Source organism: Paraburkholderia sp. BR14374 (assembly GCF_040948685.1).
In the GTDB taxonomy this organism is placed as follows: Bacteria; Pseudomonadota; Gammaproteobacteria; order Burkholderiales; family Burkholderiaceae; genus Paraburkholderia; species Paraburkholderia youngii.
Genome location: NZ_JBFPKF010000011.1, coordinates 173,976 through 188,008, shown reverse-complemented (window position 1 = coordinate 188,008; position 14,033 = coordinate 173,976). Strand labels below are relative to the sequence as shown.

Annotated in this window: 13 protein-coding genes; 4 read left to right on the top strand and 9 right to left on the bottom strand. The window is 65.9% G+C overall.

From position 1 onward, the window contains the following. The first annotated feature begins 13 nt into the window (after positions 1 to 13). Complete coding sequence (locus tag AB3X86_RS24365) at positions 14 to 1,114, top strand: PAS domain S-box protein (protein WP_368597994.1); 1,101 nt, start codon at positions 14 to 16, stop codon at positions 1,112 to 1,114. Between the two features lie 33 nt (positions 1,115 to 1,147). Here AB3X86_RS24365 and AB3X86_RS24360 read toward each other — a convergent pair whose 3' ends face one another. Further along, a complete protein-coding gene (locus tag AB3X86_RS24360; protein ID WP_176367990.1) occupies positions 1,148 to 1,618 on the bottom strand; it encodes a universal stress protein in 471 nt (156 codons plus the stop codon). Positions 1,619 to 1,737: 119 nt separating this feature from the next. Here AB3X86_RS24360 and AB3X86_RS24355 point away from each other — a divergent pair, with 119 nt between their 5' ends. Further along, entirely contained in the window at positions 1,738 to 2,016 is a 279-nt protein-coding gene (locus AB3X86_RS24355; protein ID WP_368597993.1) for a hypothetical protein, read from the top strand. Here AB3X86_RS24355 and AB3X86_RS24350 read toward each other — a convergent pair. Further along, positions 2,011 to 3,000, bottom strand: coding sequence for a zinc-dependent alcohol dehydrogenase family protein (locus tag AB3X86_RS24350; RefSeq protein WP_368597992.1), 990 nt, complete (start codon positions 2,998 to 3,000; stop codon positions 2,011 to 2,013). The genes AB3X86_RS24355 and AB3X86_RS24350 overlap by 6 nt on opposite strands. 234 nt (positions 3,001 to 3,234) lie before the next feature. On the opposite strand from AB3X86_RS24350, the gene AB3X86_RS24345 reads away from it, so the two are divergent. Next, positions 3,235 to 3,609, top strand: a complete 375-nt coding sequence (locus tag AB3X86_RS24345) for a DUF3564 domain-containing protein (protein WP_368597991.1) — start codon at positions 3,235 to 3,237, stop codon at positions 3,607 to 3,609. A gap of 12 nt (positions 3,610 to 3,621) precedes the next feature. Here the strand turns inward: AB3X86_RS24345 and AB3X86_RS24340 are convergent, their stop codons facing one another. The 6 genes from AB3X86_RS24340 to AB3X86_RS24315 form a co-directional block, all read right to left on the bottom strand. Then, on the bottom strand, positions 3,622 to 5,040 hold the full coding sequence (locus AB3X86_RS24340; protein WP_368597990.1) for an FAD-binding oxidoreductase: 1,419 nt from the start codon (positions 5,038 to 5,040) through the stop codon (positions 3,622 to 3,624). Between the two features lie 17 nt (positions 5,041 to 5,057). Further along, positions 5,058 to 6,311 carry an alpha-hydroxy acid oxidase gene (locus AB3X86_RS24335; protein WP_368597989.1) on the bottom strand — a complete coding sequence of 418 codons (1,254 nt, stop codon included), beginning with the start codon at positions 6,309 to 6,311 and terminating at the stop codon, positions 5,058 to 5,060. Positions 6,312 to 6,375: 64 nt separating this feature from the next. Next, positions 6,376 to 7,923: a UxaA family hydrolase gene (locus tag AB3X86_RS24330; RefSeq protein ID WP_368597988.1), complete on the bottom strand. Its 1,548-nt coding sequence runs from the start codon at positions 7,921 to 7,923 to the stop codon at positions 6,376 to 6,378. A gap of 48 nt (positions 7,924 to 7,971) precedes the next feature. Beyond that, positions 7,972 to 9,252: an MFS transporter gene (locus AB3X86_RS24325; RefSeq protein ID WP_368597987.1), complete on the bottom strand. Its 1,281-nt coding sequence runs from the start codon at positions 9,250 to 9,252 to the stop codon at positions 7,972 to 7,974. A gap of 119 nt (positions 9,253 to 9,371) precedes the next feature. Beyond that, positions 9,372 to 10,505 carry a mannitol dehydrogenase family protein gene (locus AB3X86_RS24320; protein WP_368597986.1) on the bottom strand — a complete coding sequence of 378 codons (1,134 nt, stop codon included), beginning with the start codon at positions 10,503 to 10,505 and terminating at the stop codon, positions 9,372 to 9,374. Between the two features lie 20 nt (positions 10,506 to 10,525). Further along, on the bottom strand, positions 10,526 to 11,548 hold the full coding sequence (locus AB3X86_RS24315; RefSeq protein WP_368598026.1) for a zinc-binding alcohol dehydrogenase family protein: 1,023 nt from the start codon (positions 11,546 to 11,548) through the stop codon (positions 10,526 to 10,528). Between the two features lie 270 nt (positions 11,549 to 11,818). On the opposite strand from AB3X86_RS24315, the gene AB3X86_RS24310 reads away from it, so the two are divergent. After that, the gene (locus AB3X86_RS24310; protein ID WP_368597985.1) at positions 11,819 to 12,529 is read left to right on the top strand and encodes a FadR/GntR family transcriptional regulator; all 711 of its coding nucleotides are present in this window, start codon (positions 11,819 to 11,821) and stop codon (positions 12,527 to 12,529) included. Between the two features lie 176 nt (positions 12,530 to 12,705). On the opposite strand, the gene AB3X86_RS24305 is transcribed toward AB3X86_RS24310, so the two are convergent. Next, complete coding sequence (locus AB3X86_RS24305; RefSeq protein ID WP_368597984.1) at positions 12,706 to 14,001, bottom strand: MFS transporter; 1,296 nt, start codon at positions 13,999 to 14,001, stop codon at positions 12,706 to 12,708. Between the last annotated feature and the right edge of the window lie 32 nt (positions 14,002 to 14,033).

Here is a 14,033-nt window from a genome sequence, read left to right as displayed (position 1 = left end):
CCCCGGAGGAGCGATGGGTCTATCGAGCGGCGAGTCTTCCTGCTTCACCAGTGCTGCGTCCGGGTCGGAGGTGTCCGTCGAGGATCGCTATTTCATGTTGGTCGAGGCGGTGCAGGACTACGCGATCTTCATGCTAGACCCCGCCGGCCGCATCACCAGCTGGAATCCCGGCGCACAGCGCATCAAGGGCTACACGCCCGAAGAAATCATCGGCCAGCATTTCTCGAAGTTCTATACCCCGGAAGACATCGCGGCCGGCAAGCCCGCGCGCGAACTGGAAACCGCCGCAGCCGTGGGCCGCGCCGAGGACGAAGGGTGGCGTGTGCGTCGCGACGGCTCGCGTTTCTGGGCTAATGCGGTCGTTTCCGCCGTGCACGATGCGTCGGGCGCGCTGCTCGGCTTCGCCAAGGTCACGCGCGATCTGACCGAGCGCATGCGTCTTGCGGAACTCGAACGCGCGAGTCAGGTATCCACGCACACGCACATCGCCCGTGAAAACGAGCAGAAACGGATTGCGCGCGAACTGCACGACGATCTCGGCCAACGGCTGACGGCGCTGAAAATGAGCGTCGCGCTGCTCGAAGCGAAGCTGAACAAGCAAGCCGACACCGAGCCGCTTGCGGCGCAAACGCGCGAGCTGCAACAGCAGATCGACTGGATGGCCGCTTCGCTGCGGCGCATCGCCGCCGATCTGCGCCCCCCGCTGCTCGACGACCTCGGACTCGCCGCCGCGCTCGATTGGCTGGCCGAAGACTTTACGAAACGCTACAACGTGCGCTCAAGCGTGCATCTCGAACCGGCCGAGCCGGTATGCGGCGAATTCGCGGCGACGGCGCTGTTTCGCATCGTTCAGGAGGCGTTGACGAACGTCGCGCGGCACGCCAAGGCGAGGCGCGTACGCATCGACATGATCTGCGCGGGCCCGATCGTATCGCTCGATATCGACGATGACGGCGTGGGTGTCGCGCTGGATCATGCGCAGGGAACACATTCATTCGGGCTGCTTGGCATTCGCGAACGTGTGCGGCAGTTGCGCGGCAACGTGTCGTTCACCAGCTCGCCGGGCCATGGTTTCAGGATCTCGATCCAGATACCAGCCGACGCGCTCGTGTAGTGCTCCCACGCCGCCGCGCCCCGCTACCGCGGATTACTCCTCGGGCGCTTCCTCGCTGATCTGCTCGCGCATCAGCAACACCGGACAGGTCGAGAAACGCAGCACCCGCTCCGCCACGCTGCCGATCACGAGGCGCCGCACGCCGCGTCGCCCATGCGTGCCCAGCACGAGCAGATCGGCGTGGACGTCCTCGCCGTGGCGCAGCACGATCGTGGCGACGTCGTCGGACAGGCTCTCCGACTCGATCATCGCGGGCCGGCAGCGCACATCGGCGGCGGCGCAGGCCTGCTCGGCCTCCTCGAGCACCGAGTGGCCGTCCTGGCGCAATGCTTCGACTAGCGCGAGCGGGTCGTAATAGCCGGCATAGGAAAAGATCGGCGTCTTGTCGACTACATAAACCGGATGCACGACGGCCTTCGTCAACGCGGCGAGATTCACCGCTTCTTTCAGCGCGCGTTTCGAAAAGCTACTGCCGTCCAGCGCGACGAGGATATGTTGGTACATGCCGATTCTCCACTGAGGTTGGATTTGTCAACGCGTGGCGCGCCCCTGCTACAGATAAAAGGGCCCGCCCGCACTGGCCGGATGCGGCGTGCCGCGCGTATGCCGCGACGGTGAGCCGCGTGCTGGTCGCGGTCGACGAGACGAAAGCGCGCATCCGCGGCGACGAACTGCCGGGCGACATGCGTGGCGAGCTCCAGTCCTGTGCCGCCCGCGGACGCGATCATCACGCGGTGGAAGGTGTTGCGCTCGGCAGCAGTGTTCATCGGCTTTCCTCGGATCGTCGCGCCGCGCCTCGGCCCGTGACGGGGCGCCCAACGGTGCGCGCTTACATAATGAACGCCGGCGCGGCGGGCGGCTTGATCTGCATCAAGCGACCATGGCTTGCGAACAAATCATGAGCGGACCGCGAGCACGGCCGCGCCGGTCAGCTTGCCGTGGCGCAGATCGTCGAGCGCGCGGTTCGCGTCGCGCAACGGGTAGGTGGTCGTCTCGATCGCGAGCCGGGTCTCCGCGGCGCTGCGCATGAACGCAAGCCCATCGTCGCGGGTCAGATTGGCGACCGATACGACGCGCCGCTCGCCCCACAGAAACGCGTACGGGAACGACGGAATGTCGCTCATATGAATCCCGCCGCACACCACCACGCCGCCCTTCGCGACCGCCTGCAGCGCCAGCGGCACCAGTGCGCCGACCGGCGCGAACAGCAGCGCGGCGTCGAGTTCGCTGGGCGGCGCCTCGTCGCTGCCGCCCGCCCATGTCGCGCCGAGGCGCAGCGCGAGTTGCTGGGCCGCGTGATCGCCGGGACGCGTGAACGCATAGACGGTGCGCTGCTGGTGACGCGCGACCTGCGCGACGAGATGCGCGGCCGCGCCGAAACCGTAGATGCCGATCCGTTCGGCGTCGCCCGCCATGCTCAACGTGCGATAGCCGATCAGACCCGCGCATAGCAGCGGCGCGGCCTCGATATCGCTGTAGTGCGGCGGCAGATGGAAGCAGTAGCGGCTATCGGCGACCGTGCGCTCGGCATAGCCGCCGTCGATCGTGTAGCCGGTGAAGCCGGCGTCTTCGCAGAGATTTTCGCGGGCGGACAGACAGTAGCGGCAGTGGCCGCAGGTGTGGCCGACCCACGGCACGCCGACCCGCTCGCCCACCCTGAACCCGCTGACGCCCGCGCCCAACTCGGCCACCACGCCGACGATTTCGTGGCCTGGAATCACCGGCCGCTTCGGATGTTCGAGCTCGCGATCGACCACATGCAGGTCCGTGCGGCATACGCCGCAGGCATGAACGTCGATCAGGATCTCGCCGGCGCCGGGCCGCGGATCGGGCACTGCCCGCTCGGTCAGCGTCGCTGAGCTGCCGTCGAACACCATCGCGCGCATCGGTTTCTCCTTCAGACGCTTTGGCGGCGGCACGCTGAGGTCATGCTGACCGCGGGCTACGCGCCGCTTTCATCAGATCAGCATAGGCGCGCCATTGTGTCGCGCGATCGTCAACAAGGGCCGTTTCGCCGTCCGTACACTGATCTTATTCCTGATAGGCGCCGGACGCGCATACGCTCGGGCAACGGGTACCTGGCCAATACGAACCAGTCATTTATATTGCGGAGACTTGTCATGCGTTTGACCGTTCATCTCGACACGTTCGATCGTGTCACCCCGATGGCCTTCGCCATTCTCTGGCTCGACAAGGACACGCGGCAATGGTCGCGCGAAGGTCATTTCGGGCTCGACTTGCCCGATTGCGGCGCGTTGCATGTGGATTGCGGCAATACGCTCGTGTGCGCGTCGCATGGCACAGTGCCGGTGTGCGTGCTCGAGGGGCTCGACCTGAACCAGCTCGACGCACCGTTCGAAGGCGAGATTGGCCGTGTGCAGTGGTGCACGGAGGGCAGCCGCAGCCTGATCAGCGGCCACTGGCGCGTGCAATGCATCGACGTCGAACAGACGGAACCGGAAAACAGCATATTCGCAACCGGCGAAAACGCGTGACTCGGAGCCGCACTACATCGCGATCACCTTGCCGGGGTTCAGGATATTGTGCGGATCGAGCGCAAGCTTGATCGCCTTCATCGCGGCGAGTTCGGCCGGCGAGCGCGACATGCCGAGCACGCTCAGCTTTTCCTCGCCGATCCCATGCTCGGCCGATACCGAGCCGCCCATTTCCCCCGTGAGTTCATAGACGACGCGCTTGACCTCGTCGATGTCCTCGTCGGTCCAGCCCGGTTCCTGCGCCACCACGTGCAGATTGCCGTCGCCGAGATGCCCGTAGACGAGGATCGTCGCTTGCGGCCAGCGCGCGCGCAGCCGCTCGTCGCAACGCTGCGCCGCATCGCCCGCCTGCGCGACCGCGAAGCTGATGTCGAACGAGATGCGTCCGGGGATCAGGCGCGGATATTCGGCCGGCGCGTCGCGAATCGCCCAGAACGCCGCAGCGTCGGCGTCCGATTGCGCGATCGCGGCGTCGGAGATCACGCCGGCGTCGAGCATGTCGGCGAGAAAGTCCTCGAACGCCGCCGCCTGCCGCTCCGGGTCCGCGCCGCAAGTCTCGAGCAATACGTAGTAAGCGTGATCGCTGCCGAGCGGCACGCGCAGTTCGGGCAGGCGTTCCCGCACGAAGTCGCAATAGCTGGGCCACATGACCTCGAACGCGGACACGCCGGCCGGCAGCCGTTCCTGCGCGCGGCCGAGCAGCGTGGTCACCGCCTCGTAATCCGGCATGCCGCACCATGCGGTCGAGATTGCGCGCGGTTTGGCACGCAGGCGCAGCACCGCGCGCGTGATGACCCCGAGCGTGCCTTCGCTGCCGGTCAGCAGGTTGCGCAGGTCGTAGCCGGTATTGTTCTTGATCATCTTGCGCTCGCCGCCGATCACGCTGCCGTCGGCGAGCACCGCTTCGACGTCGAGCACCTGGTCGCGCATCATCCCGTAGCGGATCACGCGGTTGCCGCCCGCATTGGTTGCGATGTTGCCGCCAATCGTGCAACTGCCGCGCGCGCCGAGGTCGAGCGCGAACATGAAGCCGGCGTGATCGGCCGCTTCCTGCACCGCCTGCAGCGGCGTGCCCGCGAACACGGTGATGGTCGCGCTGACCGGATCGATGTCGATGACCCCGTTCATCCGCTCGACGCTCAGCGCCACCTCGCCGCCGAGCACGCAGGCGCCGCCCGCGTGCCCGGTCATGCCGCCTTGCGTGACGACCGGCTGGCGGAATTGATGACAGATTCTGAGCGCGGTGGCGACCTCTTCGGTCGTGCGCGGCCGGATCAGCGCGATCGGATCGGTCGATCGCGTGCCGCTCCAGTCGGCGAACTGCCGCCCGCCAAATTCGGCCGGCAGACTCACGATGTCCGCGCCGAGCGTTTCGCGCAGCGCGGCGACGGCTTCGTTACCGCGGGTCGCGGCGTTCGGTTCTTGCTGCATCAGATATCTCCAGTTCGTCAGGCGGACAGAGCCGCTGCGCGCGCCTGCACCGTTTGGGTCTGCGTTTGCGATTGCACGCGCGACAGCGGCGCCTGCTGCCCTGGCCAACGCAGATAACTACGGTCGAGCCCGGCGATATCGCAGCAACCGAGCAAGCCGAGCGCCCGGTCGATCTCGGTCTGCAGAATCTCGATAGCCTGCTCGGCGCCCGGCTGACCGCCCGCGCTCAGACCATAGGTGGTCGCGCGTCCGAGCAATACCGCATCGGCGCCCAGCGCGACCGCCTTCAGGATCTCGGAGCCGCGGCGAAATCCGCCGTCGAGCATCACGCACAGCTTACCCCCAACCTGCTCGACGACTTCGGGCAGCACGTCCATCGCCGATACCGCGCTGTCGAGCTGCCGCCCGCCGTGGTTCGACAGCACGATGCCGTCGACGCCGGCCTCCAGCGCCTTCAGCGCATCCGGAGCACCCAGCACGCCTTTGACGATCAGCCGACGCGGCCACAGATCGCGCAGCCAGCGGATATCGTCCCACGACAACGACGGGTCGAGTTCCCGGCCCAGTGTGATCGTCGCACCCTTCACGCTGTCCTGCCCCGGCGGCAGCAGGTCGCCGAGATTGGCGAAGCGCGGCATGCCGTTCGGCCACAGCACGTTGGCCATCCAGCCCGGATGACGCAGCACGTCGAACTTGTTGCGCCAGTCGAGTTTCAGCGGCTCGATGTAGTTGCGCAGGTCCCATTCGCGTTTGCCGAACACCGCGCTGTCGGTCGTGACGACCAGCGCCTCGATGCCCGCGGCCTTCGCGCGCTGCGCCAGTTTCGCGAGAGATTCACGCGTGCGGTACATGTAGACCTGCATCCACACGCGACCGCCGGCGCGCCGCACGACGTCCTCCAACGAGACCGTCGACACGTTGCTCAGCACGAACGGAATGCCGGCCGCTGCCGCCGCGCTGGCCAGCTTGACGTCGCCTTCGCGAAACATCAGGCCGCTATAGCCGGTCGGGCCGATCATGAACGGCGACGCGCTGCGCTCGCCGAACAGCGTCACGCTCTGATTGCGCTTTTCGACGTTCACCAGCGTGCGCGGCAGAAAAGCGATTTCGCGGAACACGTCGCGGTTGCGCCGCAGTGTCGCTTCGTCTTCGGCGCCGCCCTCCACATACTCGAAACAGAAATTCGGCAGACGCTTGCGAGCCATCGCGCGCAGATCATCGATGCTGTGCGCGCGCTTCACGTCGCGGCCTGAATAAAGGCGGCGTTCCAATTACATCCTCCAGTGCGTGATTGACTCGTGTATTTGATTGTTGGTTGCGTCGCTGCGCAGCCGTTCAGGTCACCACGCCGACCTGCCAGGGAACGAACTCGCTCTGCCCATAGCCATGCAGTTCGCTCTTGGTGCGCGTACCTGACGCGCAGTCGAGCATCATGCGGAAGATCGCTTCGCCGAGTTCGTCGATGCTCGCGCTGCCGTCGATCACTCCGCCGCAATTGATATCGATGTCGTCCTGCTGGCGCTCCCACAACGCGGTGTTGGTCGCCAGCTTCAACGACGGCGACGGCGCACAGCCGTAAGCGGAGCCGCGCCCGGTCGTGAAGCAGATCAGGTTCGCGCCCGAGGCGACCTGTCCCGTCGCGGACACCGGGTCGTAGCCGGGCGAATCCATGAACACGAAGCCCTTCGCGGTGATCGGCTGCGCGTATTCGTAGACGTCGACCAGATTCGTCGTGCCGCCCTTCGCGACCGCGCCGAGCGATTTTTCGAGGATCGTGGTCAGACCGCCCACCTTGTTGCCCGCCGAGGGATTGTTGTCCATCGCGCCGCCATTGCGCGCGCAATAGTCCTGCCACCATGCGATGCGCGCGAGCAGTTTGTCGCCGACCGCGGCGCTCACCGCGCGGCGCGTCAGCAGATGCTCGGCGCCGTAGATTTCCGGCGTTTCCGACAGAATCGCGGTGCCGCCATGCCGCACGAGCCGATCGACCGCGGCGCCGAGCGCCGGATTCGCGGAGATGCCCGAGTAGCCGTCCGAGCCGCCGCATTGCAGACCGACGCATAGATGCGCAGCCTGTACCGGCACGCGCTGCACGCGGTTCGCGTCGGCGAGCATCTCGCGCACCATCGCGATACCGCGTTCGATCGTCTTGCGCGTGCCACCGCTGTCCTGGATCGTGAAGCTGCGCAGCTTCGTCGAACTGGCGTCGAGGCCGCCCGCCGCGAGCACACCGTCGATCTGATTCGTCTCGCAGCCCAGCCCGACGAACAGCACCGACGCGAAGTTCGGATGCACCGCATAACCGGCGAGCGTACGACGCAGGATCGCAATGCCCTCGCCTTGCATGTCGATGCCGCAGCCGAGCCCGTGCGTCAAGGCGATTACACCGTCGACGTTCGGATAGTCGGCGAGCGCGTCGGGACGCACGTCGCGCCGGAAATGATCGGCAATCGCGCGCGCAACCGTCGCCGAGCAGTTCACACTGGTCAGAATGCCGATGTAATTGCGCGTCGCGATGCGGCCGTCGTCGCGACGAATCCCCATGAAATGCGCCGGTTCATCGACGTAGACGGTCGGCTGCGCATCGGCGCCGAACGCGTGCTCGCGCGCGAACTCGGACATGCCGAGATTGTGCGTATGAACATGCTGGCCGCGCGCGATCGCTTCACGCGCTACGCCGATGATCTGGTTGTAGCGCTTGACCGGCTCGCCCTGCGCGATGTCGCGCGTCGCGATCTTGTGTCCCGGCGGAATCAGCCCGGCGACGACCAGTTGTTCCGCGTCGATGCGCGTGCCCGGCAACAACTGCCGGGTCGCGATGATGACGTCGTCGGCGGGATGCAGGCGAATGATCGGGCACGCGCCGCTAGCTTGAGTCGACATGAAAAGCCTCGAAGACAGAGTTATCCGTAAGCGTTCAAACAGAATACGTCAGATCGTGGAGCCCACGCCCTTGGGCAGATCGCGGCCGTCCGATTCCAGCGACAGCGGCTCGATGCGTCCCACGATGAAAAGATAGCTGAACGCGCCAAGAAAGCAGAAGCCGCCCGCGACGACGAGCGGAATCGTGAACGAGCCTTTCGACATCGCCACCATCACGCCGGTGAACGTCGTGATCACGATCCCCGCCAGATTCGATGCGAAGTTCTGAATGCCGCCGATCGACGCGACATGACCCGGCGTCGGCGCGACGTCGCCTGGCAGCGACCAGATGCTCGCCGCGGCGAACGCGAGGCTGCCATAGGCGATGCCGAAGAACGCGAGCATCAGATACGTGTTCTCCGTGAACGCCGACAGCGTGATCACCGACGACAACAGCATGCCGCCGACCATGCAGGTCTTGCGCGCAGCCGTCAGGCTCCAACCGCGCCGGAACAGCGCGTCGGACACGAAGCCGCCGAACCAGCCGCCCGGAATCGCGATCAACGCCGGAATCATGCCGAGCGTGCCGAGCGATTTCAGCGAGAAGCCACGGGTCTCCACGAGGTAGCTCGGAAACCACGTAATGAAGAAATAGATCACGAAGTTCAGGCAGAAGAAGCCGAGCATCATGCCCCACAGCGTGCGGTGGCGAAACAGCGACGCCCATGTCACCTTCTCCGCGCTTACCTGAGCCGCGGGAGTCGCCTCGAGTGCGACGGCCATCTCGTCTTGCACAGGATTGCGATAGATCACGAACCAGCCGACGATCCAGACCGCGCCGAGCAAGCCGGTGAGGACAAAGGCCGCCTTCCAGCCGAGCGTGCTGATGATCAGCGCAACGACGGGAATCGACAGCGCGGAGCCGACCCGCGAGCCGCTATCGAAGATGCTCGTCGCGAGCGCACGTTCCTTGGGCTGGAACCATTGGCTCACGAGCTTCGTGCAGGACGGATAAGCGCCCGCCTCGCCGACGCCGAGCAACAGGCGGCAGCCGAACATGCCCGCGACGCTGGTCGTGACCGCGGTGGCCGCGGTAAACACCGACCACCAGCCGACCGCGAGCGGCAGCGCGATGCGCGCGCCGACGCGATCGACGAACCAGCCGAACGGCATCTGCATGAACGCGTAGGTCCAGAAGAATCCGCTCAGGATGAAGCCCATCTCGGCGGGGCCGATGCCGAGCGCCTTTTCGATTTGCGGCGCGGCGACCGCGAGATTCGCACGATCGATGTAGTTCACCGCGATCGCGAGAAAGCACAGAAAAATCACTACCCAACGCATCTTCTTCATGAAACCGTCTCCTCCTGGCCAGGCTAAGCCTATGTTTAGATGAACCTTGCGACCTCGTGAGCCGCTGGTGTACTGCGGGGTCGACGACCCGATTTACTGCGGATTTGCGGCCCGCGCTTTTAGCCGCGTTGCACGCACGCGGCAAGCGCCGCGTTCAGACGCGGTTGCTCGACACGCACGCCGAGCTCGCGAGCGAGTTCGATCACCGGCTTGAAGCGCCGCTGTTTCTTCTGCTCGTGATTGCGCGCGATGTCGGCGAGGCGATGATCGAGGAACGGATTTTCGAACCGCTCGCGCACGTCGTCGAGATAGGCGCGCGCGTCGCTGCCCTGACCGAGCGCATCGAAGACCGGCAGTACCTCGTCGCGCCACAGCGATTCGAGATCGGCGCGCAACAGCGGATCGCGCATCGCGTGCAGCACGTTCTCGTCGGGATCGCGCGCGTCGGCCTGCCAGCGCTCGGCGAGCCACGTATGCCCGAGATTCAGCAGCAGCAGCTTCAGGCGTTCGTAGTGCAACAGATCGTCGGTGACGATCATCGCTTCGTGCTCGCACGGCAGCACCATGCCGGCACGCCGCTCGATCGCCCACAACGCGTAGGGTTCGGCAACCGCGCCGACCGGCCGGATCGGCTCTGACACGATGCGGTCCACCAGCGAATTGACCCAGATGCAGGTGTGCTCGATGTAGCGCAGGAACTCGGTCCCGCCGCCCCAGCCGCGCGCGATATCGGCGACGAGGCCACGCAGCGTGTCGCCGTTGCCCGATACGAGTTCGCATGGCAGCAGCGTCAGCGGCGCGGCGCCGGCTTTGAAGCGCGCGTGCAGCAGCACTACGAGCTTCGCCGCGAATCCGCGCGGCACGCTCTTGTCGTTGCGCAATAGCTCGGCGGTGTCGTCGGCGAAACATTCGTAGCCTCGGTCGCCGGTGTTCGAGATCACCACGCGCGCGTCGCGCGCGAAGCGCTCCACCACTGTTGGCCAATCGGTATTCGCGTTCAATGCCTCGCTGATCGCATGACATTGCGTGGTCGTATCGATCACCGCTTCGCGGCGCAGACCGCGAATGCGCACCTCGTACTGCCTGTGCGCGCGCAACGCGTCGATGCGCGCGAGGCTCTCCGGGTTGGCCGTCGTCTGCACGACGCTCACGTGCCCCAGCGCGCGGCCCGAGTCGAGCGCCGCCGATACGAACAGATCCGCGTGCGCCTGCAGAAAGCGACTCGTGCCGAATTGAAGAATCGGGTTGCCCATCGTCCGTTTTCCCCGCTCGCTCAACAGGCCACCAGCGCCTTGATGACGCCGGCATCCGGTTTCAGCAGCTTGGGGAATTCGCCCGGCAGATTGGCGAGTTCGACCACGTGCGTATTGAGCGCGGCCGTCGGAATCTTGCCGGCGCGCATCGCTTCGAGCACCGTTTCGAAGTCGGCGACGGTCGCGTTGCGGCTCGCGAGCAAGGTCGTCTCGCGCTTGTGGAACTCGGGATCGGCAAACGAAATGCGCTCGCTGACGATCGACACCAGCACGTACTTGCCGCCGTGCGCGACGAACTGCAGCCCGCGCTCCATCGCCTTGATGTTGCCGGTTGCGTCAAACACCACGTCGAAGAACTCGTTGTCGGTCAGCGCGGCGAGTTGGGCGGCATCGGTCGCGGCGTCGGTGGTGTCGAGCAGCACCGTGTGATCGGCCTGCAACGCGCCGGCACAGACGGACAGGCGGTCCGCGCGGCCGTCGAGCACGCTGACCTCGGCGCCGCGCAGTTTCGCGAAGATCGTCACGGCCATGCCGATCGGCCCAGCCCCGACTACCAGCGCACGCTGCCCGGCTTGCACGTCGGCGCGCGCGACGGCGTGTGCGCCGATAGCCAGGAACTCGAGCATCGCGGCTTGGTCGAGCGTCACGCCGTCGGCCTTGAAGACGAACGCCTGCGGCACCGCGAGGTACTCGGTCATGCCGCCGTCGGTATGGACGCCGAGCACGCGGATGTTCACGCAGCAGTTGCCCTTGCCCGCGCGGCAGGCCACGCAGCGCCCGCACGACAGATACGGCATCACGTACACCTGGTCGCCGGCCGCGACGCGCGCGCCGGCCGGCGCCGCTTCGACAATGCCGGCAAGCTCGTGCCCCATCACGCGCGGATACGACAGATACGGCTGATTGCCGGTGAAGATATGGAAGTCGGTGCCGCAGATCCCGACTCGGCGGATGCGGATCAGCACATCGTCAGGGCCGGCGTTCGGCATCGCGCGTTCGGCGAGCGCGAGCTGGCCGGGTTGTTCGCAAATGACTGTCTTCATCGTCATGGAGGAATTGATCGGGTATCGGGGGATGGAGCGACCCGCGGGTCCACTCTTCTGACGCCTGCCTGGCGTCGATCTGGCCTTACCAATTTGCAAAACTAACCGCACATGCGATACTGGTCAAGCCAATTTGCACGAAGTTGGGGGAAACCCCGAACCCTGTCAGCGCGCCGCCGGGCGCGCGCGATTTGCGCGCCGGGCGCTTCGATCTACAATCGGCGCTCGCCTTATCGGGATTGCACAAGCTCCATTGCCGGGAAACGTTTCGTGAACAGCAAACCTGCCGACACTCGCCGTCTGTATCTTCAGATCGCGGAAAAATTGCGCGATCTGATCGCTCAGCCGGAGTTCGCGCCGAACGGCCGCCTGCCGCCCGAGCGCGCGCTGGCGGAAACGCTCGGCGTATCGCGGCCGTCGGTGCGCGAGGCGCTGGTCGCGCTGGAGCTGGAAGGCCTCGTCGAGATTCGCATGGGCTCGGGCGTCTATCTGTGCGCCACGCCGTCCGCGCAAAGTGATGCGTCGCTGTCGCAGGCCGAACTCGGCGATAGCCTGCTCGACATTCTCGGCGCGCGCTGCCTGATCGAAGGCTCGATCATTGCGAGCGTCGCACCGTTCTGCAAACCGAAAGACCTGAAAATGCTGCGCGCGATCTACAACGAGATGGAGCGCGAAGTGAAGGCGGGCAGAATTCCGGTCGCCGCCGATCGCGCGTTCCATCTGGCGATCGCGCAGATGTCCGGCAACGAAGTGCTGGTGCGCACCGTCAGCTCGCTATTCGATGCGCGACATAGTCCGCTGTCGGAAAAGCTGCGTGGCCACTTCGAAAACGAAACGACGTGGCGCGCCGTGCCCGAAGAACATCTGGTGATTCTGGAAGCGCTGGAAGCGCACGATCCGCTGCAGGCGCAGGCGGCGATGCAGCGCCACTTGAAGCTGTCGTTGGAGCGGGTGATTACGGGGGGACAGCGGACGACTTAGAAACGGTTTCATAAAGACTTCTGGGCACGCTTGAGCGTGTTCCAGCAGATCAAGGAACAACCGAGTCTGAGAAACGCCTCATCAACGGTTCGTCGTCAACGATTGGTTTTCCCATCTCCTCGATCCGCTTGTTTGCGCCGCAACGGCAAACGTGTCGAGCGTCGACGCGGCTCGTATCAGCGCGCCGCCTCCGCCCGTGTGCTGCGCGATTTCACGCGCCAGTTCGCGAGCGCGCCGAGCGCCATCAGCACGCTGGTGCCGAGAAACACCGCGCGCATGCCGACGTGGCCGCCGACGAAACCGCCCAGCAGCGGACCGGCCACCTGCCCCGCGTACTGCGACGACACCGAGTAGCCGAGAATCGCGCCCGTCACGCTCGCCGGCACGTTGTGGCGGATCACGCTCGCGATGCACGGCAACAGGCCGCCGAGTGCGATGCCCATCAGGAAACGCAGCACGATCAGCTGCCAGCTCGCGGTGACGAACGCCTGCGGCACGAGCAACACTGCCGAGACCGCAAGGCAGCCGACGATCACGTTCCAATGCCCGACGCGATCCGCGAACCTGCCGAGACGCGACGACGAGATCACGCTGCCGAGCGCCGCGCCCGACATGACGAAGCCCGCGACCATCGTCACGCTTTGAGGCTTCGTGAGATGGGCGACGTAGACGGTGATGATCGGTTCGATCGACATGTTCGCGACCATCAGCAGCAGGCCGGTGGCAAGCATCGCGATGGCCGGCCGCTTGTCGTCGACCGAGGCCCACGCGCCCTTCTTCGACGCGTTGTCCGCGCGCTTGCGGACCGGCTGCTCGCGAATCAGAAACGCGGTCGCGAGAAAGGCGACGAAGATCGCCGCGCCCGAGGCCCAGAAGGTCGCGCGGATGCCGATCTGCGGCGGCAGGAAGCCGCCGAGCAGCGGGCCGACCAGATTGCCCGCCATGATCCCCGACGACAGCACGCCGAGCGCCCAGCCCGAACGCGCCTTCGGCGTCTGTGTCGCGACGAGGATCATCGAGCCCGACGCATAGCCGCCGAGCAGCCCGGCGAGCAGCCGCAACGCGACCAGTTGCCAGGCCGAGTGCGCCATGCCGATCAGCGACATCGCGACTGCCATGCCGAGGCTCGAGCGGATCAGCATCAGCTTGCGGCCGTAAAGGTCCGCGAGCTTGCCCCATAACGGCGCGACGAGCGCGGCGCTGAAAAACGTCGCGCCAAACGCGGCGCCGGACCACTGCACGATCGCCGCATGATCCTTCACGCCGAGTTGCTCGACGTAAAGCGGCAGGAACGGCAGCAGCAGCGTCATCGCGACGATGGTCGTGAAAGAGCCGAACACGCACACGCCCAGGTTGCGCTGCCAATGCGCGGCGGCTTCATCGCCGGCCGCCGGGGCGGCCTCGGCCGCCGCCGTCGCCTGCGCCTGCGGCGGCACCGGTTCGGCCGTTGGTACGTCGAGCTTGCGATTCATCTTCGAGACTTTCCAGGTGACCAGGGGCCGTT

Excerpts from the sequence above, each read along its gene's own strand:
- AB3X86_RS24365 (WP_368597994.1), top strand. The coding sequence starts at position 14 with ATGGGTCTATCGAGCGGCGAGTCTTCCTGCTTCACCAGTGCTGCGTCC.
- AB3X86_RS24360 (WP_176367990.1), bottom strand. The coding sequence starts at position 1,618 with ATGTACCAACATATCCTCGTCGCGCTGGACGGCAGTAGCTTTTCGAAA.
- AB3X86_RS24350 (WP_368597992.1), bottom strand. The coding sequence starts at position 3,000 with ATGCGCGCGATGGTGTTCGACGGCAGCTCAGCGACGCTGACCGAGCGG.
- AB3X86_RS24345 (WP_368597991.1), top strand. The coding sequence starts at position 3,235 with ATGCGTTTGACCGTTCATCTCGACACGTTCGATCGTGTCACCCCGATG.
- AB3X86_RS24340 (WP_368597990.1), bottom strand. The coding sequence starts at position 5,040 with ATGCAGCAAGAACCGAACGCCGCGACCCGCGGTAACGAAGCCGTCGCC.
- AB3X86_RS24330 (WP_368597988.1), bottom strand. The coding sequence starts at position 7,923 with ATGTCGACTCAAGCTAGCGGCGCGTGCCCGATCATTCGCCTGCATCCC.
- AB3X86_RS24325 (WP_368597987.1), bottom strand. The coding sequence starts at position 9,252 with ATGAAGAAGATGCGTTGGGTAGTGATTTTTCTGTGCTTTCTCGCGATC.
- AB3X86_RS24320 (WP_368597986.1), bottom strand. The coding sequence starts at position 10,505 with ATGGGCAACCCGATTCTTCAATTCGGCACGAGTCGCTTTCTGCAGGCG.
- AB3X86_RS24315 (WP_368598026.1), bottom strand. The coding sequence starts at position 11,548 with ATGAAGACAGTCATTTGCGAACAACCCGGCCAGCTCGCGCTCGCCGAA.
- AB3X86_RS24305 (WP_368597984.1), bottom strand. The coding sequence starts at position 14,001 with ATGAATCGCAAGCTCGACGTACCAACGGCCGAACCGGTGCCGCCGCAG.